Origin of the sequence: Sporosalibacterium faouarense (assembly GCF_016765695.1) — a bacterium.
In the GTDB taxonomy this organism is placed as follows: Bacteria; Bacillota; Clostridia; order Tissierellales; family VENL01; genus Sporosalibacterium; species Sporosalibacterium faouarense.
In genome coordinates this window covers 41,410-67,031 of sequence record NZ_JAETGO010000017.1, presented here as the reverse complement: position 1 = coordinate 67,031, position 25,622 = coordinate 41,410, and the positions used below count along the sequence as shown (strand labels likewise).

The 25,622-nt window shown below is 31.5% G+C and carries 23 protein-coding genes; 1 reads left to right on the top strand and 22 read right to left on the bottom strand.

Annotation, left to right across the window (positions count from 1 at the left end):
- Window positions 1-139 precede the first annotated feature (139 nt).
- From JMO20_RS02090 to JMO20_RS02035, 12 genes are all read right to left on the bottom strand, one after another.
- On the bottom strand, window positions 140-754 hold the full coding sequence (locus JMO20_RS02090) for an HD-GYP domain-containing protein (protein ID WP_202707714.1): 615 nt from the start codon (window positions 752-754) through the stop codon (window positions 140-142).
- A 151-nt stretch (window positions 755-905) separates the two neighbouring features.
- Complete coding sequence (locus JMO20_RS02085; protein ID WP_202707712.1) at window positions 906-2,840, bottom strand: DNA translocase FtsK; 1,935 nt, start codon at window positions 2,838-2,840, stop codon at window positions 906-908.
- A gap of 14 nt (window positions 2,841-2,854) precedes the next feature.
- Window positions 2,855-3,139: a hypothetical protein gene (locus JMO20_RS02080; protein WP_202707710.1), complete on the bottom strand. Its 285-nt coding sequence runs from the start codon at window positions 3,137-3,139 to the stop codon at window positions 2,855-2,857.
- A gap of 124 nt (window positions 3,140-3,263) precedes the next feature.
- A complete protein-coding gene (locus JMO20_RS02075; protein ID WP_202707708.1) occupies window positions 3,264-3,575 on the bottom strand; it encodes a hypothetical protein in 312 nt (103 codons plus the stop codon).
- A gap of 102 nt (window positions 3,576-3,677) precedes the next feature.
- Window positions 3,678-5,501 (bottom strand): type IV secretion system DNA-binding domain-containing protein, encoded by a 1,824-nt coding sequence (locus JMO20_RS02070; protein ID WP_202707706.1) that lies wholly within the window; start codon window positions 5,499-5,501, stop codon window positions 3,678-3,680.
- Entirely contained in the window at window positions 5,494-6,270 is a 777-nt protein-coding gene (locus tag JMO20_RS02065; RefSeq protein WP_202707695.1) for a hypothetical protein, read from the bottom strand. The genes JMO20_RS02070 and JMO20_RS02065 overlap by 8 nt, the downstream gene beginning before the upstream one ends.
- Window positions 6,271-6,286: 16 nt before the next feature.
- On the bottom strand, window positions 6,287-8,596 hold the full coding sequence (locus tag JMO20_RS02060) for a rhoptry family protein (protein ID WP_202707693.1): 2,310 nt from the start codon (window positions 8,594-8,596) through the stop codon (window positions 6,287-6,289).
- A 19-nt stretch (window positions 8,597-8,615) separates the two neighbouring features.
- The gene (locus JMO20_RS02055) at window positions 8,616-9,299 is read right to left on the bottom strand and encodes a hypothetical protein (protein ID WP_202707692.1); all 684 of its coding nucleotides are present in this window, start codon (window positions 9,297-9,299) and stop codon (window positions 8,616-8,618) included.
- A gap of 14 nt (window positions 9,300-9,313) precedes the next feature.
- A complete protein-coding gene (locus JMO20_RS02050; RefSeq protein ID WP_202707690.1) occupies window positions 9,314-9,541 on the bottom strand; it encodes a hypothetical protein in 228 nt (75 codons plus the stop codon).
- 39 nt (window positions 9,542-9,580) lie between these two features.
- Window positions 9,581-9,856, bottom strand: coding sequence for a hypothetical protein (locus JMO20_RS02045; RefSeq protein ID WP_202707689.1), 276 nt, complete (start codon window positions 9,854-9,856; stop codon window positions 9,581-9,583).
- 175 nt (window positions 9,857-10,031) lie between these two features.
- Window positions 10,032-11,843, bottom strand: coding sequence for a C39 family peptidase (locus JMO20_RS02040; RefSeq protein WP_202707687.1), 1,812 nt, complete (start codon window positions 11,841-11,843; stop codon window positions 10,032-10,034).
- A gap of 96 nt (window positions 11,844-11,939) precedes the next feature.
- Window positions 11,940-12,227 (bottom strand): hypothetical protein, encoded by a 288-nt coding sequence (locus JMO20_RS02035; RefSeq protein ID WP_202707685.1) that lies wholly within the window; start codon window positions 12,225-12,227, stop codon window positions 11,940-11,942.
- Window positions 12,228-12,465: 238 nt separating this feature from the next.
- Here JMO20_RS02035 and JMO20_RS02030 point away from each other — a divergent pair, with 238 nt between their 5' ends.
- On the top strand, window positions 12,466-13,059 hold the full coding sequence (locus JMO20_RS02030) for a CBO0543 family protein (RefSeq protein ID WP_202707683.1): 594 nt from the start codon (window positions 12,466-12,468) through the stop codon (window positions 13,057-13,059).
- Window positions 13,060-13,086: 27 nt separating this feature from the next.
- Here the strand turns inward: JMO20_RS02030 and JMO20_RS02025 are convergent, their stop codons facing one another.
- From JMO20_RS02025 to JMO20_RS01980, 10 genes are all read right to left on the bottom strand, one after another.
- Complete coding sequence (locus tag JMO20_RS02025; protein WP_202707681.1) at window positions 13,087-14,151, bottom strand: sensor domain-containing diguanylate cyclase; 1,065 nt, start codon at window positions 14,149-14,151, stop codon at window positions 13,087-13,089.
- Window positions 14,152-14,239: 88 nt separating this feature from the next.
- Window positions 14,240-19,648, bottom strand: coding sequence for an Athe_2463 domain-containing protein (locus JMO20_RS02020; protein ID WP_202707679.1), 5,409 nt, complete (start codon window positions 19,646-19,648; stop codon window positions 14,240-14,242).
- 46 nt (window positions 19,649-19,694) lie between these two features.
- On the bottom strand, window positions 19,695-20,888 hold the full coding sequence (locus JMO20_RS02015) for an S-layer homology domain-containing protein (RefSeq protein WP_202707678.1): 1,194 nt from the start codon (window positions 20,886-20,888) through the stop codon (window positions 19,695-19,697).
- A gap of 19 nt (window positions 20,889-20,907) precedes the next feature.
- Window positions 20,908-21,138: a hypothetical protein gene (locus JMO20_RS02010; protein WP_202707677.1), complete on the bottom strand. Its 231-nt coding sequence runs from the start codon at window positions 21,136-21,138 to the stop codon at window positions 20,908-20,910.
- Between the two features lie 74 nt (window positions 21,139-21,212).
- Window positions 21,213-22,049 carry a hypothetical protein gene (locus tag JMO20_RS02005; protein WP_202707675.1) on the bottom strand — a complete coding sequence of 279 codons (837 nt, stop codon included), beginning with the start codon at window positions 22,047-22,049 and terminating at the stop codon, window positions 21,213-21,215.
- Window positions 22,033-22,512 carry a hypothetical protein gene (locus tag JMO20_RS02000; protein WP_202707674.1) on the bottom strand — a complete coding sequence of 160 codons (480 nt, stop codon included), beginning with the start codon at window positions 22,510-22,512 and terminating at the stop codon, window positions 22,033-22,035. Before JMO20_RS02000 ends, JMO20_RS02005 begins: the two co-directional genes overlap by 17 nt.
- Window positions 22,513-22,535: 23 nt before the next feature.
- Complete coding sequence (locus tag JMO20_RS01995; RefSeq protein ID WP_202707672.1) at window positions 22,536-22,706, bottom strand: hypothetical protein; 171 nt, start codon at window positions 22,704-22,706, stop codon at window positions 22,536-22,538.
- A 60-nt stretch (window positions 22,707-22,766) separates the two neighbouring features.
- On the bottom strand, window positions 22,767-23,204 hold the full coding sequence (locus JMO20_RS01990; protein ID WP_202707671.1) for a hypothetical protein: 438 nt from the start codon (window positions 23,202-23,204) through the stop codon (window positions 22,767-22,769).
- Between the two features lie 112 nt (window positions 23,205-23,316).
- Window positions 23,317-23,490, bottom strand: coding sequence for a hypothetical protein (locus JMO20_RS01985; protein WP_202707670.1), 174 nt, complete (start codon window positions 23,488-23,490; stop codon window positions 23,317-23,319).
- A 24-nt stretch (window positions 23,491-23,514) separates the two neighbouring features.
- The gene (locus JMO20_RS01980; RefSeq protein WP_202707669.1) at window positions 23,515-25,620 is read right to left on the bottom strand and encodes a hypothetical protein; all 2,106 of its coding nucleotides are present in this window, start codon (window positions 25,618-25,620) and stop codon (window positions 23,515-23,517) included.
- Between the last annotated feature and the right edge of the window lie 2 nt (window positions 25,621-25,622).

Here is a 25,622-nt window from a genome sequence, read left to right as displayed (position 1 = left end):
TATAAAATATTAAAAGTTGCTCGTCCATGGGCGAGCACATCGTATAAAATTCTATTATTTTATTACGCTTTTTCAGAACGCAGTCTATTTTTCGAACTACATTCGGGAAAGTTAGTCTACTTTTTAGATTAACTTTCATTTACCCTATTTTATATTTCCTTTCACCTAAAGAAGTTGTTTTATTATTCTTCTTTATATCTAATATACTCTCAACTTTTTCTATAAATATTTCAGTTATATTTGGGTCAAATTGTGTTCCTTTTCCTTGATTAATAATATCTAGTGCTTCTTTCTTTGTGAAAACTTTTTTTCTATAGACTCTTTTGTTTGCTAAAGCATCATAGACGTCTATTATAGATATAATTCTAGAATATAAAGGTATTTCTTCTCCCTTCAGCTTATCAGGATATCCTTCACCATCCCATCTTTCATGATGTGCTTTAGCTATATGTGCATATTGATTTAGTCCAGGACTATTAACTAATATATCTTCACTTGCTCCTGTATGGGTCTTTATCATCGTATATTCATCGTCAGTTAGCTTTCCTGGTTTCTCAAGTATGGTTATAGGAATTCTTGCTTTTCCAACGTCATGTAATAAGGCTATATTAGAAAGCACTTTTACTTCATGACCATTAAGTTCTAAAACTCTACCAAAGTTTTCAGCGTACAGAGAAACTCTAATAGAATGTTCACGTTCAAATTTATTTAAAGATCCTAAAAGTTTTCTTATATTTAATTTGTTTCTATTCATATTTTCCTCCTGAATTTCTTTGTAAAATAAAACAGTTCTAATAAATAGTTCTTTACAATAGTATATACCTCGTTTTTTTAAAAATATGCGTTTTACGCCATTTTATGTTAATATTTTTCTTAAAAGAATAGTTCTAGAACTGTTTTTAGAACTATTCTTTTACTGATTTAGGAGAATATTTATCTAAAAAATCATAGGCTTTTTCTTGTGGAATTAACAAATAGGTCCTAGCTCCACGACCTGCTCCTTTTTTCTCGATCAGTTTTTCTTTCTCTAACTTGTTCATAATATTTATTAAATTTGCTTTCATTATACCAATTTCTTCTCTCATCACATCTGTTGAAGGAAGTGTGATTTCTACCTCATCAGAATGATATGCTATTTCATTAATGTATATCCTTACTCGAAGCTCTGCTTCAGAATACTCTTCCTTAGTATTTTCAATGCTTTCGATTTTCTGTTTTTCTTCTGTTCTATCTATTGGTTCTTCCTGATACTCTGAAGCTTCATTTATATCTTTTTGTGCATCAAAATCAAATTCTAAATTATCTGAAGACCTCTGTCCCCTTCTATTCTTCCACCATTTAATTACTCTTTCTACTTCTTCATCGTCTATGAATGAACCTTGGAATCTTACTGGCATTGGCATTTCTGTAGTTAATAAATAACCATCTCCATTACCCTGTAACTTTTCTGCTCCACTTGTATCTAGTATTATTCTAGAATTAACATTTGAAGCTACCGAAAAAGCAATTCTCCCAGTAATATTTGCTTTAATGGTTCCTGTAATAACATCTGCAGAAGGTCTTTGAGTTGCGACTATTAAATGTATTCCTGCCGCTCTTGCCTTTTGCCCAAGATTTTGGATTTTATCTTCAATAGCATCCTTTGCTACAAGCATTAGATCTGCTAACTCATCTATTACTATTACTATTAAAGGCATATTAGGTAGGTTTGGCTTACTATTATATCTATTGATATTTCTAACCTTTGCCTTTGCAAACACTTGATATCTTCTGTTCATTTCCTTAATAGCCCACTCTAAAGCCTTGGCTGCCTTTTTAGGTTCTGTTATAACATCATTTAGTAAATGAGGGATTCCATTATATTCATTTAATTCAACCATCTTAGGGTCTATTAATAATAACCTTACATCCTTTGGTCTAGCTTTAAATAAGATACTTGTTAATATTGTATTTATACAAACACTTTTCCCTGATCCTGTGGCTCCTGCTATTAAAAGATGAGGACATTTAGCAATATCTAGAACCTGAAGCTCTCCAGTTGCAGTCTTTCCTATAGGAATCTCTAAAAGTTCTTTTATATCTCTATGCTTCATAAAATTTTCTAGTACTTCCCTATGATATACTTTAGAACGTTTTCTATTTGGTACTTCAATAGTTAGTCCCTTAGCACTAGGTTTTATGTATATTGAATTAACCCCAAGAGTCATGGCCATTTCCTTTTCATATTTTGTTATTTCTGATACTTTCCCTTCACCTATATCTAAAATAAATCTTGTAATAGTTGGACCTGGTAAAACCTCCTTGATCCTTACAAAATTAAGATCATATTTATTAAATGTCATAGACAATAGGTTTCTCAATTCATCCTTATTTCCCATATTAATGTCTTTTGGTTCATTTAATAGAACCAGGGGTGGACATTTTTCCATTAGTGTTTTTTTATCCTTTTCTGTAGGTTCCCTTAACTCATCACCTATAGGTTCTTCGATTGTTTTCTTTCTTAAGGTGTAATATATACTTCTAATAAATTTCTCCGGTAGGATTCTTATGAGCTTCAATATTTGCTTTAAAACTTTAAGTAATGCCTTTCCTACAAGTTTGATATTCATTAATAAGAGTGAAATTCCTATTAAAACCCCACTTACTTGGATAATATCTATGGCCAGTGAATTATATCTAGGTATTAAAATATTTAATTTTTCGACCTTCAGATAAACCAAAGCTGATACTATGGCCACTAATGAGAAAACAATTATATTTACAAGTACCTTTAGTACTGTTTCTATTAATTCTTCTATAAGTCCACCATTACTGACTTTTGTGTCCTTCTGTTTCTTCATATTCTCACCTTCCCTTAGTTTATTTTATTTGGAATCTCTGACAAGACCTTATCTGCATTGTTTATTACAGTAAAATATGCCAACTTGCCAATCTCTATAATTTTACTAGTTACGTCATTTCCAAATTCTTTTATTACTGGATAAGCTATATCCCAATTTTTATATATTGCTATAATCCCAAATATTAAAGAAATCCCTCGGATAGTCATAAAAACTATCTTTGGGACTTTGCTTACAGCTTTAACAAATATAACTGCTATTAAAATTATTATTAAAGCTATGATTAATTTAGTTTCCATTTAATCACATCCTTTATTATATTGCACCCTTTTAGCACCTTAGTTGGGTGTAAATAACATCTATTAATCATTAATTACACCTTAATAAGGTATAATTAATATCTTGTTTGGGTGTAATTAATACCTACTGGTTAATACACCCTAATATATATTCTCTTAAATCATCTGAAGCATCCTTTCTAATAGAAGCACAATATCTATAATACTTTTCTTTTTCATCTTCAGTTAAATATGAATATACTCTCTTGTCCCTTTTATCTTTTTCATTTTTATAAGGCCTTCCAATACTTTCTTTATTAATCGGTTCTTCTTCTCTAGATTGCTCATTCATACTTTCATTTGATTTATAAGTCATACTTTCATTTAGTTCATTCTTTGTATCCTCAAAACTATTAAATTTTAACTTCACCCTATTTCCATCTTTTTTTTCTAACATATTTGTCCTCCTTTTCTTTTGCGGGTGTAATTAGTATATTAATAATGTGTTAATTACACCCTGTTTACATCTTATTAACCTTTTAATAATTCATTATCTCTATTAATTAAGTCCCCTGGTCTTTGATAACTTAAGTTCACTATCAGGAAGCTCTGCCCTTAAAATGTCATATGCATTACCTTTCTCAGTTTTCTCAGCTAGTATAAATTGATACTTTTCGAGCTGTAACCACTCGTCTATTACTTCCCTTGGCATAGCTCCATTATCAGCTAACTCTTCTATTGTGTTTTTCTCTAGTGTAAAGAGTATTTTGTATTTTGTATTGTCCCATAATCCCTTATTATCAGGAAAGAGGATTGATGGGTCATTAAAACCAATCATACATTGGAGATTAAACTTTCTTCCTGTTGTAGTATCCCTATATATTGACATGGCAGCATAATCATTCTTTATAAGTCTTTGAACTTCTTCATATATTGAAAAGCTAAACTTCTGTTTTTTAAGCCTGTCCCTTTTTATCTGCTCCCAGGCCATGTGGGATGCCATTACCATTTTGGCAGCACCAATTTGCTGATCCAAAGCGTTTTCTATGGTTGAAGCAACATGAAATACTACTAACTCAGTATTCTTTATATAATCAGGAGAGATTGCATTTTTAAATAAGTTTTTATCAACCCCTTCAAAGTAATTCCATAAATCTTCATGAAGTAATCTAGCTCCTTCTTTATGGAGAATATCTTCATCATCTGAATTAGCATGCTCCTTTAGTATTTCATACCACTTATGAATTCCTAAACCTTCCCTAGTACTCCAGGTGCTTGGTTCTTCTTCTTTAATTCCTGCATTTTCCCACATTTTTAAAAGTGCATATGCAGCAGCATTTCTTTTCTTAGCAGTGAATTTATCAACTAATAACCCGATAACTCCTAAAGTATTGTGAGAAGCTTCTGAATATCTTGCATCGTCGGCTTCTTTAGCCTTTTTATAGTCAGTCTCACTCAAGTTTGTTGGGTCTATTTCATTAAAAATTGAATTCTCTATGTAAGTTGGATCAATGAATTTTCCACTTCCCTGGGTGAGGTCTATCCATAGTCCTCCTAACTCCTGACATAATTCATAATACTCACCATCAACATCGTAAATATATCCCTTCATTCCTTGATTTTCCATTGATTCAACCAAAGCTTTAAGTTCTGTTGACTTACCCCATCCAGTTCTTCCTGTTACAATAAAGTTCTGGTCATCAGGTGTATCTGTAAAGGATTTATATACTGCAGTGCCATCTTTAGTTCTATGACCAATGTAACAGCCTTTTTTATGGCTTATAGAACCATCTAAGAAAGGATAAAAGGCAGCTAAAGTATCCATATCCATTATTCTTCCATGATATTTATCTAATAATTTTTTGTTTCCTCCAGCCCATGCAGCCGACAATGCTAAGTGTTGTTCCATAGCAAGTTCTTTATATTTCATTTTCATACTGTCTTTAAGCATGTTCTTTAAACTTCTCAGTCTTCTTCTAAATAGTCTTTTATCATCTGAAGATATAGTTACTAACAAGAATAGCTCTACATATTTATCACTTCCTGAACCATCCCTAAAATGAAGGATACTATTTAAAGCCTTAACTTCTTCTTCCCTAGGCTTGTCACTTATCTTCCCTGTGTTTGAAGCATTAATATTCCTATCAAGTCTATTCATTTTAGCATTCATTTGCCAATCAAACTTTACCTGAGCTTTTCTTATATGGGTAGCAACATTAACACTAATCCTTTTGTTTTCATCTTTAGTATGTGCAAACTCTCCATGAGTAAGGTTATATATAAATCCTGGCACAGCTCTATCTGGAAAGTCTGTAATCAGTAATGTTGTTACATAGGTATCATTTAGTTTTGCCTTCTTATACATCAACTTTAAATCAATCATTTATGTCTCCTCCTTTACCCCTTTTTATTTTAGAATCAGGAGTTAGCTGATTTTTAATATATTCTTTAACTGAGTCCCCGCCAATAACTTGTCCATCAAAGCTTATCATTTCGCCTATGTCTTCTACTTCTTCCTCAATGTTTTTCTTTGTATCTCTTTCGATTCTAATCTTATATTTTGTTTTACTGGCAAATCTAGATAACTTATAGTGATGTTCAATCCTATTGTTTTCAAGTTTCTTTACTCCTCCTGATAAGTTTTCTAGATTCTCTAATCTACGTTCAAGTACGTTTGTATCTTCGCTAGAGCATGTTGCATATATAGATACTTCTCCTCCTAGACTTACTGCAGCCATTACATCTTGAGCAAACTTTCTAGCTTTAGCTTCCTTTGTTCCTTCTTCAGACACTTCCCAAGGCTCAACTTCGTATTCTAAAAATACCATCTCCTTTGAATCTTTCTTGGAGATGGCATCAAACTCATCAATTCCTATAACTGAATTAAAATTTTTAATTTTATGTTTTGAGCTAAAGTAACTTTTCACTTTCCTTGTTTGATTTGGTATATCAGCTGAGAAAATAAAAACTGTCATAAAGCTTGAACCTATTACAAATACAATTCTCATTATAGGACCAAAAAATATAAAAGAGACTATAATAGATATTATAAAAACTGCTATTAGCCACTTTAAAGCCCCCATTGGAAATACTTTCATTATTTTTATATCTTCCTGAATATCTGCAGATACAAATCTTTCTCTAAGTGCCATATATTAATCCTCCATTCTATTCTTTATATAAACCCATATATCTTCCGTTCCCAGGTGGATTTAAATGTTTAACTACCATCTTGAGCTTGCTGTCAATATAATAATATGCACCAGTTGAATCCTTCCAGTATGGTGTTTTATTCTCATAATCCTTAACAATATCTTTGATCTTCTCCATATACTCATTATCAATGATTATATTTCCTTGATTTTTATTTCTACTGCCTTTATTTAAAATAGCTTCAGGATATTTTTTATTTATCTCTTCATAAATATCATCATAGAATTGTCCTTTCCCAAGCTGCAGATTAGCATACTGCTTATGCTCCCTTTTTCTCTTAGTTTTTTCAACTGTAACAATCTTATCTAGAACTCTATCTTTGCTATCTTCATCAACCCATAGGATTTCCTTTTCTTTATAGCTTACATCTAGGTCCTTAAGAGTGTCCATTAATTGCTTTCTCTTATTATCATCAAATTTATACTCAAAATTATATTCAATCTCACCATCATTGTTCTTATTCTTTAAAAGATCCCTGGTGATATCGGTTTTATGAAGCATATTCTTATATCTTTGTTCATCAAACATCAAATATCCACCCTCATTAGAGAATTTAACTTTGTTATTACTAAGCATCCTTTCTGCTTTTTCTAACTCCTTAATATTCTCTATCTTAATACTTACTTTGCCTTCAGGTAGTTTCTGTAATTTACTATTATCAAATGGTTCTATCTCTTTAACTCTTTCTTCTAAAGCCTTTATAACTTCCTTGGTCACAACTACATTATTAATATCTTTATGTTTAATATTTTCTTCTTTTAGGAGTGCTAATAGTTCATCAGCATGTTGGTCTACACCTTTTAGTAAATATCCCTTATCTCCATTAAATTCTTTAGATTGAATATGTTCACTTGAATACGAATCTTTAATAAGGCTATCCACCTTGTGTTTAGCCTTTTGGTCAACTAAAACCTTGCCATTTTCTGTTCTAACTACACTACCAAGATTCTTATTTCTTATCATATTAACAAGCTCATTTTCATTTATTCCTAATGTATCCACCTCATCCATTTTTCTAACCATTCCTCCACTTCCATATTGGAAGTCCTTAACTATATCCTGCTTAGCCTTTTTACTATATGTTTCATATCGGTACTTATTTCTTGCTTGTGCTAACCTATCTTTTGTATTTCCTGTGAAATCTCCAGCTCTTTTTTCACTTGCTATTTTACTTCTTTCTTCCCCTGTTGCTCTTATCTCTCCACCCTTAACTTCTAAAGTTTCCATTCCAAATCTTGCTCCTACACCTTCCATTGCTTTACCAATTTTAGACCCCATTTTACCATAATGCTTTTGAACTGCTCCTCCAGCTAGTGTAGCAGGCTTAATGGCAGCCTTCACAACCCACCTAAACCAAAACCAAATGGCAGCAACTAATGCAATGGTATATATTAAACACGAAATACTTTGTCTTCCTAAATCAGCAAATTCTAATGACCTATTTGTATAAGTAGCAAATAACCATGCAATATCAAATATTCCAGATAATAATACACTCCTGACAAATAAATTTATGTATCCTACAGCTGGCCTTGAATCTCCTGTAAAGGCACTTGATGAAAACCAAAATGGAGCTATTCCTGCCAGCAGTCCGATGATTCCATATCTAATCTGACCAAATAGTCCTATGAGAAATAATACAAGCATTCCCCAAATCATTAATATGATTCCTCCACCTCCATTTCCAGTGAAGGTCTTATATAGCTCTTCTTCATCTGTTAGATTCCCCCCAAAGGATACCTTCATTAAAGCTTTTCCTTCAAAGGAATCAAAACCTATATCATCTTCATCTAAACCTTCCTCGAGTATAGCTTTTTGGTTCTCACCCCTATAGTATTCTGTGACCAATGTACCATTTACTAGCTCATTGGTCGCAAAGTTAATGCCAGAAATGAGCTTATCTGAACCATATAAAGATAATGTAGAACCAACAAAAGCTATAAGTATCGATGTCAACACTGCTCCAGCAGCAGTCCAACCAGCAAATAGCTTGACTACACTTATACCTGCTCCAACTCCTAACATTATTATAGAAATTATAAAGCAGAACCACCATACCTTTTGTATCCACTCATAATTAATTAAATATGGTGTTTGTAGTACCCATTTAGTTATAAGACTTGATGAACCTTCAAAAGCTTTCTCCAGGGTTAATCCTGTAAACTTCTCCATGAGTTTTGAGAACCAACCACCATCGTCGGCAAATACTACTCCTGGTATAGATAGAAATATGCCTAATATTATATATATTCTCTTGCTTTTCATTCTTTGCCCTCCCTTCATGCTATCTTGTGACCATTACATTGAATATCTCTTCTATTTTCACAACTTTAGTTTTAAATGTTTCCTTAACTCCATCTTTAGCTATGATCCGTAAGTCAAAGTATGAAATACCTTCGTAAGACTCAATAGAATTCATATCGATATATACTCTATCTATTTCTTTATTCTTAAGTATCCTTATCCTATCTAGATATTTATGAAAATTTTCTAGAGTATCTACCCCTAAATGATTTGCAATATCCTGATAATTTTCATTAAAATATCCTTCTATTTCTTCCTGGTGTAAATCGTTTAATTCAGGAAGAATTAGAAGGATCACTTTCGATATATTTTCTTTTATTTTTACATACTCTTCATAAGTGAAATATTCCAGGAGCATATGGGAATTTTCTATGTATATTTCATTGGATATATCTATTCCACCTGAAGTTATTCTATGTTTTTCTTTTAAAGCTCCACCCTTATTACTCCTGGAGTCTACATCATCACTTACTATGCTTTCTATTTCTGAACTTCTTTGAAACTCCTTAATTTCTTCTATATGATTCCTTTGCTTTTCCACCCTTCTTGCCACCTCCAAATACTGGACCATAGTATAGATTAAAAAGGAAATAAAAAAAACTGTCCCTATGGCCAGCAATATGTACAATATCTTCTTTATTTTCTTACCCTTTGATTCTTCCATATTTCCTCCTTAAATTAATACCAAGTATAATTATAACTATAGTGTAACCATTCTCTATTGTTAAAGTGAACTTTTAATAAACTGCTGTGTTCTTTAACCTTAGTTGGAACCCATTGTCCTTTACTATCCATACCAATACTAGAATTATGTTTCTTATATACAGCATTAAATATTTCCTTAGCTTTTCTGGACATTTTATCATATCCATCTACTTTACTATGGTCTATCTCAATATAATTCATCCATTAGTTCCTCCCTTACAACTATTAAAGTCTTTTTTCTTAATATGGAGCATCTAAATAATTCCCTACATACTCACAAGCTTTTTCAAATTCTTCCTGATTGTTAAAGCCTCCTATGGCATTAACACTGCCACTTTCATGATAATATAGAACGTATTTATACTCTAATAGTTCTAAATCTTCAGCAAGGTCACGTCCATACATGCTTATAAAGTCTTCTACAGTTGTACATTCAGTAAGCCATAGATAGTCTTTATTTGCACCATACTTCAGTAATTTATCACATTTTGCTTCTTTAAATTCTTTAAGTGTCATATTAGTAAATCCTCCTCATTTCTAAATGTTATTATTTATTAATATGATGTTCATATTTTCATCATATTTATTTGTTACTATATAATTGACAATCAATCTTCCTATCCCCCCAGGAAGGCCAAAGGCCCATTTATATATAGGACTCCTGCTTTTGAAGTAGGGGTCCGTTGTGATTTTAAGTCTTTTTAAATACAAAGAATTGTTTAGCTTCACTTAAAATTATCTTAAAATCCCAACTTCTATTTTTTATACCTAATGGGTCATAGGAATCATTAACTATAATCAAATTATCCTCATCTATTCCAGTTAAAACTATATAGTGGCCTGCTGAGGTAAAATGTCCTGGCCCCATACTAGCTATTACTGGATTCCCCTTCTTTAGCTCTTCTAAAACCATTCTATAGTTTTTAGGATCTAGTTGCTGTACATCGATGTTATAGTGCTTACCTATAAGAGAGAAGTAATTCCATGAGGTTCCTGATTCTACTTTACATCTATTGTCAATTGCAAACTTAACAGCTTCAACAGGAGAAATAACCTTATCTAATAAACCTGTCAAAACCATCGATGCACTCGTTGGTCCACACCCAGCTCTGCCTATAGTAGAATCCCCATAGGGTAAGTTAGCCCATCTCTTGTCTATTTGAGAAAACCTTGGTATAGGTAATAATAACTCAGAAGGCTCTATTACTATATCTTCTAAAAACCCAAATGAATATCCATTTATATCAGTTAACCAACTCTCTCCATCCAGGTACTGATTAATATAACTCCCTTGTATATCTGCTGCCACATAATAACCAGCTGGAAATAAAGATACAATGTTTTTAAATTCATTAGCTCCATCTACGCCTATTTCTATCTCTTCTAAAAAGTTTGCAAATCTAGTTGAATTGTCTGTCTCTATAATGTCTTTTAAAACTATTTTGTCAAAACTTCTATATCTCCATGTTCTTGTTGTTATTTCAATAATATTTCCATTATCATCTAGTACCTTATCTCTATCGTAATCATAGTCATATAGCTCATTTAACATTTGCTTCCTTTCATAAATAAACTTTAATGTCTTAAGTGGAGTATCTACTCCTTGTAATTTGAATTTAGGGTATGTCTTTTCAATATATTTAGTTGTTGTCCTGCTTTTTTCCTTTGTAGTGGTATTCCCTGTTTCACTACTAGTCTCTTTTATACTTACTTCTCTTTTTATCCTGGTCTCTGTTACTTCTTCAAACCTCCCATAGTCACTATCTTCACTATCTAGATACATATTATCTTCATCTAGAAATCTTGAGTGTTCTTCATCATATGGGATCGTAAGGGACTTATCTATCTTGATAATATGATTTTTAGCTGTTTTACTCTCAGCATCATATCCTGTTTGCTCATCAGCAGTTTTAGACTTGGGAAAAGGAATACTATGATTAGAGTAAGGATAAACATATACAAACTTAGGCATTAAAGCTTTCATTGTACCTTCAGTTACATCTTCACTTTTATAGAAGTTTGCTCCATATATTATCTGCCAAGGAAGTCTATATTCGTACTCTAACTCCTTAAAATCTTGTTTTAAAGGCTCATAGCCTAACATTTTATTACTATGTCTTATAGTCCTGTTATCCTTTCTATCGTACTTTCTTACATCTCTGACTCTAACTTTTTTATAATAAAAAGTATTATCGGAATATGTACTCTTTTCTCTGTCTAGGAAGCTATTGATTTCGTCTAGTGATATTGGTAAGTTAAGTTCTTCATATGCTTTCCTATCTACCTTAGCTAATATTTCTTCAAGCTTCTTTGGTTCTATATCCAGACTTAAGACTATACCTTCTTCCTCCTTGTCATTTCCAAAGAAAAGATTCATAAAATATGATTTAGCTTTATATAATCCAGCTATAGGAGCTGCTAAAAGAATCACTCCCAGCACCACTGGAGCTAGTGAAGATACTATTGAAATTACCCACTTTAACTTCCCTAATTTCTTAAGCATTAATTACACCCCCTTTTTAGAAAAAAATAAAAAAGAAGCCTCATATTCATACTATGAAGCTTCTTTCTATCGTTTTAAATAATAAATATCCATGATTTATTTTACAGTCCTCAGTACTTGTAGCTTAATTTCTTGATTATCTACTTTATCAGTTAATTTATCTAATTTTTCTCTTGTTTCATTTATGCCTTCAATACTTTGTTTATATCCATCGTAAAGTGCTTTATGATTTTCATCTATCTTATGCTCAAGTTTAACAAATCCTTGTTGCATTTCTGTTCTCAGCTCAGTTTTCATTTCTTGCATTTCTGTTTTTAAACCTGTTTTCATTTCCTGCATTTCTATATACATTTTCTCTAACAAGGCAAGTACTTTTTCATCCACAATATTTCCTCCCTATAATATTCATAAATCAATTATATCATAAATAAATAGATTTCAAGGTATCATTTTTTAGATTACTAGATTTAAGTATAGCTTAAATACTTATTTAGAACAATATTAAAGAACACCATAATTCAACTAGTATAAAAAAACATCAACTGCTTATAATTATCATTAAGATGTAATTTCTTAATAATAATATTATTACCTTAACTTAATATGATCGGGGGTACATAAATTGAATTTACAGTCTAATATTGAGACCTATCTTACTTTATTTTCTATCGCTTTTTCTTTAATTGGCTCCTATCTAATAGTAAGAAAAGATTGGAGAAGATACGGCCTCCTTTATCTTTTAACTGCTATTAGTGGAAATATTCTTTGTTACATCTTTGTTAGGCTAGGATTTTATTCTTTTCCCTATAGATTGTTTTCTTCATTTGCAATTATGCCTTTTGATGTTGTTTTAACTATGTTCCCCTTCATTGTCTTAGTTGGAGTAAACTATGCACCTAAACCCTTTCTTTGGAAAATTCCTTTCTATTGGGTATTAGTTCATATTGGTATGCTTTTCGAAACTTTAGCACTGCAATATACTAATCTAATAGAATATAATGTAAAGTGGGATTTTTGGGATTCATATACTTGGTGGTGGTTATTTTTAATTGGTTTTGAATGGATAAGCACCTTTATTATACCTGACAGTCTACGAAACCCTATTGATTATAATAGTATTAGATACAATAGAATAGGTTGGTTTATAATCCACTTTATACTTATAGTTACTATATTTTTAGGAGGGGTTTATTTAGGTTTTGTTTTATTCTCTTAATATAGCTTGTATATTCATGATCCCCATCTATCTATAAACTACTCTATTCCTTCCTTGTTCTTTTGCAATATATACTCTTTCATCAGCCTTTTTTAATATTTCTTCAGGCGGTACTTTTCCACTAAATTCATCAGGATATGTAACCACACCAAAGCTTGCAGTTATCTTTATAATAGTTTCATCACTTAATTCTAACTCTGCCCTTTCTAAATTCCTTCTAATATCTTCTATCCTATTAACTGCATCTTCTTTGTTTATATCTGGAAGACAAAAGACTATTTCTTCTCCTCCATATCGTCCTACCATATCAGTAGTTCTAATACTTTGTTGAAATAATTGTGCTACAATTTTAAGTACCTGGTCCCCAATATTGTGACCATAGTTATCATTAACACTTTTAAAGTGGTCTATATCAGCAAACACAACCGATGTCTTATCCTTATTTTGCATACTATCTTCAATAAATTCTAATAAAAAATCTCTCTTTGGAATATTTAGCAAAGGATCTAAATATGTATATAGCCCACTAGCTATTACTGCAGCTAATTGGTCAGCAAGTATAACTAATTGCTCCTTATCAATTTCCTTTGAATATTTAGTACTGCAATCTTCTATAAGCCAATATCCTATGGCTTTTGAATTAAATATAAGTGGGATGAGTATAGAACTTTTAATTCCCCTTTCTCCTGCAGTTGGATATTCTAAATCAACTTCAGAAAATAGGATTATATATTTATTTTCTTCAAAGACTTCCCTAAAGTCCCTTGGAGTATCTTCATACTCTGCCCTATATTCTTTTATGTCAGTTAATTCTCTGTTTAGCCTTTCATTAATTAAATTTGTTTCTTTAAGACTTATTTCATCTGTATCCTCGTTGTAAATAAAAAAGGAACTATAATCCATTTGAAGTTCTTCAAGTATCACTGAGTTTATATCCCTAAGTCCTTTAATTATATTTTTTTCTCTACTACTTACTTCCATAACATCCTTTATAATCTTATATCTATTTAAATCTTGTATTTCATTCTTAAACTTATTAACTCTATATAGCTGCCATCCTATAAGACTTGTAAATATTAATGTTAAAGCCATTAGAGAATAAATCAAATAATCACTCCTTTCTTTGATTTATATAATAAATAAAAGATGATCCTTCCCTTTCAGGAAGGACCACCTTTCATTACCAAATTGGTGTTACTTCATAATCGTCATCTATCGATAAACTAGGATCAATAACTATTACATCTCCTGGACTATATTTGTTATATTTTATTAGGTCCATTATTAACCCATTATTATCTCTTCTTTCTTTTTCCCACTGACCGCTATCAATATAATCTAGCTTCTTTGCTCCATTCTTAAATGCATCTATATCAAAATTAACTTTGACTGGATTTAAAATCCTATTTTCTTCAATCCAAGGTTCTTTTCCTTTCTCAACGAAAATAGCTGTTGAAGGAATTCCATATCTTCCTATCCATGTCTGTTCTTGCCCATTAATGGTTCTTAAACTCTTAGGTAGAAAAATTTCATTGTGATATCCAAGTAGTTCATCATCATTTAAATCTCCAGTGTAAAATATCCTTATATTATCGTTCTCGTCCCTATCTCCATAGTCACTTGTAGCCAATACATATGCATCCTTATGGGTTGCATAATACATGTCTAGTTCATTGCCTGTATTCATATCATAAAACTTTGGTCTTATCCGTATAGTATCATTAGGACCATCCAGTCCCTTCGATGAAACACTGAAGTAGAATGCATATCCTCGTTTCATTAATTTTCCTTCAGGATGGTCTGTCTCATCTATGGCCAAGTTCCCTACTCCGATTTCAAGTCCTGTATTCTTCCATATAGATTCAAAATCCCAATCAGTTACTTTGATTACCTTAAAATCAAATAACTTAACGTTCTCAAGCTTAAAGTTCATATCTATTGATTCAGTATTTCCATTAAATGTTGTTGCAGTAACTGAAGCCATATAATTTCCTTCAGGGATAGATGATGATGGAATATATGAATGGTTCCAAGTCTTTTTAGTTTGACTATCTTCAAGATTCATATACTCTGTTACTTCATATGGAGTCCCTTTAAATAGAGTAACTTCCACTTCCTCAACATATTTAGATGTTTCAACTTCCATAATATTTTCTTCTTCAGTTATGTATTCTTCAGGCATATAGGTAACTAATAAATCTACTGGAGTAGATAGTGTTACATTATAATTTAATTCTTTCTCCTTACTACTATTATTTGCATCAACTGCAGTTAATTTTAATGTATAACTTTTATCAGAAAGTGTAGCAGGGACTTCATAATCTATATTATCCCAATCTATATCGTTATCATTTTTAGTTCCTGTATAGTAATTAATAGTTTTAATTGGGCTTACTCTAGTTCCTCCATCATATAAAGCAGTTTGTAACTTTAATGAATATGGATACCTGGTCCAAATATTATATAGTTCTAAATACTCACTGGCAGGAATGCTTGCTAAACTAAAGTTGTTATCTAGAGCTCTTGCAGACGCACTAAATTGTATCGGTGGAGCTGAGGCCAATGTGAAGTCCATGCTATATGGTTCAGACCATACGCCTTCTAGGTCTTTAACATAATACCTGAGCTCATAATTACCTGGTATAAGATTATCAGGAATCTTATACTTCCACTCTCCACTATTTCTTCTATACATAATTTTTCTTTCTATTATGCCTTTATCTGGACGACTAAACTCATGGTCAAGGTCATAGGATTTATCTACCCATGTGGTCTTATATGTGCTTGTTGAGTTATCATAATCCCAGTCTAAAGTTGCATTTGCTATAGGCTTTCTGTGTACATATATAGTAAGCTTAGGTTCATTTGAATATAATCCCATGCTTGGTATGTCTATAGGCTCATCTTTAATCCTTCTATAGACCTCATATTTACCCACTTTGTTAAAAGAAGTAATCTCAGTGTTCGAGTATTGAGTTTCATCAAATATCGAGTAAGCAACACTAGCTATCCCCTCACTATTGTCATAGTAATTTTCATCATGTATATATTGAAACTTCCTTTCTATAATTGGATCTCCTTCTTCATCTATATCTGCATAATTAATCGTAAATGCTTCTCCCTTTATAATCTTGTACCCTAACTCATAAGGATTTGCAGTTGTTACTATATTCATTATTTGAGGCATGAAGTCTCCAATATCATTCGATATAGGAATAAAGTAATCATACTCTACTTGATTTTTTATCGCTTCTGAACCTACTAAAATTAATTTTGCATCCGATTTTTCTCTAACCATTGTAAGGTTTGACATTTGGTTTATATAATCATCTGAAACATACACAATGTATTTATCAGATAATGTTCTGAAGGGATTACTATAGGGTTGTGTTACATATTTTCTTACAGTTCCTGAATAGTAGCCCCTATAATCTGATACCCAACGCCAATCACTCTCCCATACTTGGTAGGTCTTAGTTACAGTTCCTGAATAATATCCAGTATATCTTCTAGTTATTTTATAGCTGCCATCAGAATAAGTAGTTTTTGACTCTCCATCAAAGGAATATCCATTTTTGTGTAAAGTACCTGTATATCCTCCACTACTATAAGAAATGGACGATGTGCTACTGGATCCGGATGAACTTGTCATTTTTCCATCTGCATCATACTTACTCCAAGATGTAGTTCTTTTTGTACCAGTAGCAGTTTTACTATCTGTCTTAGTTACATATTTACCAAAATCTACATTTTCACCATTGTCAACTACCTTATATCTACTTAAAGTACCTGAATAACCTCCTGAAGAGTATGATTTAGATGAAGAAGGATACCTGGTCCCTGTACTTCTTGAAGAATAAGCTGTTTTAGAGTACATATAAGTGTGCATATCCCACACTTCTATTTTAGGTAGTATATTATTCTTTCTTAGCTCATTTTCATAGTCTATTCTTTCATTCCTGATATTATCGTTTGTATTTCTAGCTAAGTTTTTATCATTCATGAAATATATGTCTACTTCAGGAAAATCCTGTGGTATATCAACATATAGCTGAGTCATAGGTCTAAGGTTTTGTACATAGAATAATCTTTCCTTAGTTTCACTAACTTTGTCATCTTCAGTAATAAACTCTGGTATAGTTTCTTGCCCAAAATCTTCTTCTACATAGCTCACCATTTTATATGATCCTAACTTTGGTGGACTATAATCCTTAAATAATGTCGGATCTTCAAATGTATTTATTAATTGATCAAAGGTTCCGTCATTGCCACTGTCATACCAAATTTCAAGTCTGTTAGTGCTTATTATATCTCCTTCTATACTAACTGCTTCATAGCTCATATTTAAAACTTCATCTCTGGCCAGAACGTTATTCCACAAGTTCATTATTATAGCTGGAGTCGTATCTTCTTGTATAGAAAATTCAAGTACATAGGGATCTGCTACTCTTCCTAAAGAATTACTTCCTTCCAACGTTATTGTATAGGTTCCTGGTTCCTTATATAGAAGCTCTTTGTATAGAACTGAAATATCCTTCATCCTTCTATCTGAATCATTACTATCACCTATAGCTCCATAGCTCCATGAATAGCTAATAGGGTAATTAGAAATTAGATAAGGATCATTAGCATTATCTGAGGTGTTATCTAGTGTTAGCTTCCTATTCTCCTTAAAGTAACCATCTAATTTAAACTGCACCTTCGGTTTAGTTGATAGTACCCTTACATAGGATATAAATTTAGACGTTACATCATCAACACTTGTATATAATATTTTAACCTGGACTATTTTATCTTTATCTGAAGCTCCAAAGGTATAACTTCCACTAAAAAACTCATTATAATCTACTGCTTGTCCATCTACGAATACCTTTTTGTCTACAACATCTGTCATATCTGTATTATCTCTAGGTTTATATTCAACTATATCAAAGGCTCTTTTAGGTAGACTAACATCTGGAGGTACTACTATAGGAATATATGAATCTACTGATATTTTCACTGTTTCCTCGTATATGTCTTGTCTGCCCCTAGGACTTTCTACAGTCTGTCTAACAGTAAAGTAGTGATCATTTCCATTTTCTTCATCAACATAGTTGTAATAATTTTCTATATACGGGTTTGCCATATCAAAGAAGGCTTGATTAACTGAGTCATTATCAACTGTACTTCCCGATACAGAAGTCATTTCCTTTGTCGTTTCGTTTACTATTTCTATGTTATAACTTGCTATATCTCCCACACTAGCATTCATATAATTAATTTTAGAAGGTACAAGGGGAGCATCCTCGCTTACTGTTATATCATTGTTGATTGTGAATAGAGACTTGAATCCGTTCCCTTCTTCAACTGTAACTGTAGCATTGTTAGTAGCTTTCACTGGACTTCCAACGAATCCATTATCATAGCTTATAAAGGTATTTGCTTCAAAATCTAAGGAGCTATTACTCTCTAATTCCTCCCTGGTATAAACTATTTCAAATTTCTTCTTAACCATATTTCCAGTACTCATATCTTCCACTTCATTGACCATTTTACTATGGTTTTTATCTATTAAGGTTATATCCCATTCCTCAATGTTCTTCCTGTGATAGTAAACTGATCTTTCATATTCATCATATTTAGGTCCTGTATATTTTTCTTCTAAAGAAATATTGTCAAAACAGAACTCATCTTCTAATTTAGCTGTTACAGTTACCTCGATTGTAATTGCTCCCATGAGCTCTGATAGTAATAGATTATTCTTTTCTTTAATCTCTATATTACTAATCTTATCAGGCTCTTCCTTTTCCTTAATAGGGTTTATTGAGAAGGTTTGATACCATACCTTTCCCGAACTATCCCGATGTCTCATTATTCCATCTCCAGAATATTCTGTAGTGGGAGGACTAAGAACATTTATATATCTATACTTTTCCATTCCATCAAAATGTTCTTTAGGTACTGATTCGTTATTTAATGCAAATATCCCATTTTTTATTTCCCAATCTATAGAGTCATTAATCCATTTTTTAGCGTAAACATTACCTTTAAATATTGCTCCAGTATTGAACACACTTATTTTATCTTCATCCTTTACGTCCCACACATTGTAGTACCATTTCTTGTTTTCATTAGGTCTGCCACTTGTGGAATCGGGAGGAAAAAAGAAGTTTATATATGGATTTCCATCAAAGGAAAATCCCCACCATCTCCATTCAACTGGATTTCCTTCATCATCCCTAAAATATGCACCTTTAGGATTTAGGGTAGTGGTTTTCTTATCATTTACTCCTGAGTTTATATCCTGGTATTTAGGACTTTCCATTCCACTACTTCTATCTATATCAAACCATCCATATACAGCTTTATGATGATCTACCCATATCTCTGTATTAAGCTTTAAACCATTTGCATTTGTTTCGGTTATTCCCATTGGCAGCTCATCCTTAATGCTATCAAAGGAAATCAAATAACTTATTCCTTCATAAACTAAAGGATCTCCATAACTATATTCTTCTCCATTTACAATCTTAGGTGGAAAATATATCACTTGCACTAACATTGTTATCATAAGGAGTATAGTTAATGCTCTATTGCTCTTATTCAAAGTATATTCCTCCTTTCTTAGTATTTACTTCTCTTTAGTTAATTCCTTACTTTGGATTTTTGATACTAATATATGTGTCTATCCTTCCATCTGTAAAAATGTATATATACATATATCTATCATTTAATTGATATACTCTTTTTTCAAATTCCCCTTGGGGTCTTCCAAAGGCTTCATCTAAATACTTCATGGCTTCTTCGTAATCATCTTCAAATAGATGTAAAAACATACTTTCTATAACTTTTCTATGATAGTCAAACACTTCATCCTTTTTAACAAACATAAACTGATATGTTAGATTTTTAGTTTGACGTGGTTCTTCCACTTGTCCCCAATCCAGTGTCCTGATTTGTATTATCATTTGTTGATTCATAAGTTGAGCCATAGGATTAGATGATGTATTATGTGACATTTCTTCATTTTCATAGGATGATGTTGTTACAACGTGTTCATAAGGATTATATTCAATGTAATTATATCCATCCGTTAATTTAAAGCTTTCTTTTAAAGCCTTTATTGCATCTATAATTTCAGTAACTTCTTCTCCATCAACCACGGGAGGATATACTTCCATCATTTCTCCTGTCATTAGATTAAGAACTTCAACACTTTCTATTTCATCCATTTCAAAGGCCTGTCTAATTTCCTTATCTAATAGTCTATTTATTATAGTTGAAGCTTCACCCCTGGTTGCAGTTCCTTGTGAATCAAAATTTCCATCGTCTTTCCCTGTTATAAAGCCCATATTATATGAATCTAACACACTTTGCTTATACTCATCACTTATCTTATAGTAATCCTTAATCCCTGACTTTATATAATTTTCAGCGTTTGGATTAGGTTTTGGTTCAGTTAATGAAGCTGCATTAACTATAATACTTGCCATTTCTTCACGCTTAATATATGCTTGATAATCTCCGATTTCTCCTTCAGATATAAGCTTTAGTTCTATTGCTTTATCAATATATGGCTGAGCCCAATAGACATTCCCTTGCTCTAATCTATGACCCATAGCAACTAAAGTTAGTTTTAAAAATTCATCCACTCTTACTGGATTGTTAGGTCTAAAGGTTCCATCTGGATATCCATCTATAACTTCTTTATCTATTAGATTAGTTACATAATACTTAGCCCAATGGCCTTCGATATCACTTAACTTATTTGTATTTCCATCTGCAAATGTTACAACTGAAGAAAAGATGATAGCTATAATTAAGATGATAGATGTAATTTTTTTCATTTTTAACCACTCCCATGTTTTATTTTTCTTCCATAGCTTCCTGGATATATCTTCTCATAAGATATAGATAAGCATCTGTCGCAGTAGTAAATCGTATGTCTTTTTCAACTGCCAATTCAAAGGACTTTTTTAATACTCCTGAAGCTCTAAATGAAACTCTAGCAGTTCCTTCTTCTGCAAGTATTTCCTTTATTTCTTCTTCAGTGAATCCCTGAGTTGCCAATTTTGTTTTAATTTTGTTGTTATTCATATACTTCTCCTCCAATATATATTTATATTTACAGTATATTCCATTGTGCGCCCATTGTCAACCCAGTCATGCTATTATTTGTTAATTACTTCCATCTTTGCTCCTCCAAATGAAGCTAACCTAATCCTTTCACTATTTAGTCCAACTGCAATTCCATCTATCATAGCAAAGAATCCAGGACTATCAATTATATTTCCTTCAGAATTGTATATGTCTCTTCCACCAATTACTTCATGATCAAAATGAACTAGATTAAATACCACTCCTTTCATTAAATTCAACGATGTATAGTTCAACTCTGAAGAAGCTGCTTTTGTTAGTGCTTTATTAATCGTTTCCATAACTACATAATTTTTTAGTTGCTTGTTTGTCATATCAGTTGTTATCTGAATTAGTGAATCAAGCGTTTCTTTTGTATCGGTTCCAGTATTTATGTCGTATACATATACAACTTCACCTAAAGTAAATCTATATATTAAATCTCTATCTTTATCAAAGTATGAATAACTCTCTGGTGGCAACCAAATATCATTGTACGTACAAATAACTATATTGTCATAACCAACTACTCCCTTAATGGGGATATGACTCCTAAAAGCATTTTTCGCTTCTATGTTTGTTGAAATACCTAAGTTATAGAAAATGGTGTTATAAAAGCTCTTTAATGCTCCCTTATAGTCAATATTTATCTTCTCTTCTCCCTTTTCAAATCCTCCATAATTTGAGTTAGAACCATCTTCATTTCTATCTTCTCTAACTACCAAAGTAGCATCACTAGTTGCTTGTGTTAAAGCGTACTCATACATATCTACAGTGTCATTTGTTGTATATCTAAGTATCCATGCTAATAAAGTTATAACTGCAATGGATACAATTGCTGTGAATATAAGTTCTTTATCTATATGATTCATTATGTACTACGCCCCCCTTTGAAACAATAATATGGGGTTTTGCTAATGATTTAGTTAGTATCTGCATGACTCCTTCAAATATTGATGGTTGCAACTCTTTAACCTGGACTATAAACTCATCATGTTTTTCAAGCTTATATATTTTATTTGGATTATTATATATCTCATCAATTATCTCTCTTTGTGTGTATATAGTTAATACTTCTCTATTTGAGCTATCTATTTTATATTTAATATGTCTAAATCGAATTTCTAAAGGTTTTATAGAGATCCTTTCCATATAATTTTCATACATATCCCTTGTGATATATCCTTCAAATCTTACTCTTTCATTAAAGTCTTTGGTTGCATCTTTGATAACCTGGTCCTGCTCAATTTTCAGTATAAAAAATATTAATAATAGAATTAAAATAACTATAAATACAATTCCCATTATGCTAAATAGCTTTGAAACACTATCCATCAAATCACTTCCTATTTTGAAGTTTATTCCACTTTTACAAATTTACTTTTATAATGAAGCATTTCATTATAAAAATCATCTATTAATACGTAATCTCCATCCTCATCAACGTGAATCACTTTATATATCTTATCTTTTGTAAAGTAGTTATTACTTTTTCCTACGTATTTTACTAAAAATAAATATCTTTTCAATTTATTACCTCCAATCTAGAATATTTAATTAGGAGCAGATAGAATCTGCTCCTAAAATTGTCATTCTTGCTGGAATCGTATGCCTGTGACTACATCATTATTTTTTACTAAGCTAGCTTTAAAAGTACCATTTGGATTTATAAAATCAGTATCTCCAGGGTCACTCTCTGAGTACCCTGCGTAAGTAGTGTCAGCTTCATCATCATAACCATAGCTTGTTGAGCTCCCTGCAAGAGTAGTTACAGTGACAGTTAACTTATTTGGTGAAGGATTCTTCGCATTTTTTATTGCAGATATCACACTATCACCACTAACGTATTTGTCATCATAACCTATATAATCATATGAATCTATTGTCTTTGCATAACTACCTAACTTGCTTTGTCCATCGAAGAGCATATTTAAAATAATCCCAACAATAATTAATACTACTCCTGTAATAGCTAATGTTACTAACAATCCAACTCCCTTGTCTACTTTTGCACCTACATCTGCCATTTTACATTCCTCCTAATTTTATTTTTTGTATTTAAATTTATTTATATAGATAAAACCCACGAAAAGGGGGAGTTTTCCGTAGGTTTTATCATGGGGATTGCCATTTGCATATTTAATTATCTTTTTTATTATTAAATTCTTTCATCTTATAATCTTTGGAGTTAACTTTAAATATTTCTATTTCTTCCTTTTCATTATTTTCAACTACGTCTTCTGTGTAGTCTAATATACTTTTGGGGTTACTTTCTTTTACTTTTTTCTTTTTTTCAAACGGATCTATTTGCATCTTCTCATTCCCTTCCGTATTTTTTTACCAATATGGTTGAATCGCTCCATATGTATCCATAAGCATACTAAATATAGACCATACTATAGGTATTACAAAGTATAGAAAACTAGTTGCTCCTAAACTAATCCATCCAAGTCTTGTTATAATACCACTTTTAATACTGATTAAGAGCTCTGAATTATCTTCCCTAGTCCTTTCATTAAATCTTTGATCCTGTTCAATTCCTGTAAATGCTTGATATAGTGGTAATCTATCTTCTGCAATTATGAGAGAATCTAGTAATCTTTTAAAAGGTTTATAGTCAACTTCTTCTTTAAGCTCCCTTAATGCCTTAACACCTCCCCTATCTTTATCAGCAAATCTATTCTTTATTTCATATAGTGGCTTATAGAATATATCAGCAAACCAAGCAAGCCACTGTATAACCATTTCTGTAGTCGCGCTTTTGTGGTGCATAAGTAAGATAGCTATTGTATAGAACCCCATTGTCTCATCATACATTACAGTCTCTCTATTGATTTTAGCTGATAAACTCATTTTAATATTAGGAAAATTATATATAAGAAGTGAAAGAAGCACTATAAACAACACTTCTAGTATGGTATAGAAAGTATTTGTATTACTTAATACTCTATATTTCATCAAGATTCTTTCAGCTGTCATCTCAACTGAAACTGGAACCTTAAGGTTTCTAGCTTCTAGAATCTCAATTATATATTCTCTTAAGTTTTTTTCAGGAAGTTTATCTTTATTATGATTTAAGATATTTATTAACTCCTTATCCTCTTCTATTAAATTCTCCTTTTCTTGTCTACTTAAATTTCTTTGTACCCTTATCATGTTTTGATATATATACTTATTTGATAGTCCATAATCTAGGTCTTGTAATACTTGATACTTATTAAGAATCTTTGAACCTTGAACAATCGACAGTATTAGAACAAAACTAGTAATAAAGAGAATTAACTTTCTAAAATAAAACCATTCCAATTTTTCAAGCTTCCCACTCTTAATCATTAAATTCTTAATCCTTTGATGTTTTTTACTTCTTTTTTCAGGAGTGAGCTTTTTAACCAGATATCCTATTGGTTTTATTCTAATAAACTTTTCTTCCCAAGCTTGTTGTGATAGTTTAATTCTTTTTACTTCATTACTTTTCATCAGCTCTGTATATATTAAGAAGCAAACACCACTAATTGTCACACATGTAAGCATATCTATATATCCTAAACTACCATTGTAGAATTCACTTAACCCCTTTATTGGTATGTTAAATTGTTCTACAACCATTATCATATATTTTTTTAGTAGTGGAAGTGCTATTATTGGAGCAATAATGAAAAAACTTTCTCCAAAAGTCTTATTTTTAAGATTCTTCCTTTGTCTATATTCATTTTGAATTTCTCTAATTATATAAAACATATTCTTCTGAAAGAGACTTCCCTCATTTGTTTCAATATCTCCATATTCTGAAGTTAATAATGAATATCCTGCAATTAATCTCAAATACTTATTTTGACATTCTTCATAATATCTCTTCACTTCCCTATCAGCTTCTTTACTAGGTTTTTTAATAATTTCAAGAATTCTTTGAAAATGAAGTGCTATTCTCCTTGGAGCTACTTTTATAGTTTCTTCAAAGGCTTTTTCCATAGCTTTATTTTCTGCTATATAATTGTGATTTAAGTCCTTTATTCCTTCAGTAAGGTCTCCTAAAAGTTCATAGTCATCTCCAATTTTCTTCTCAATCCTTAGCCTAAATACTGCAACTGCAACTATTATAGATAGTATTGGATTTTTAAATGGAATTAGAAGTAATATGAAAACTACAATTGCCCAAATGCTCGATATAAATACTACATCTATTGTTTTTCTTTCTAAAGAAGCTATGTCCATATAATGGCTAAAATAAAGTCTTTTCTTAACATTTTTAAAGTATTGGCCACTAAAAGGTACCTTTCTGATCAGCAAGTAAACTCTACTCTTTAAATCCTTTCGTTTTTTCTCATTAAAAAAAGGAATACTTAATACTATTCCTATTCTCCTGGCTATTAATATCATTATTGGTAGAACTATTAAGACTGGACCAACCACCATCATTGCTTTATATATATATTCTAAAGTCATGG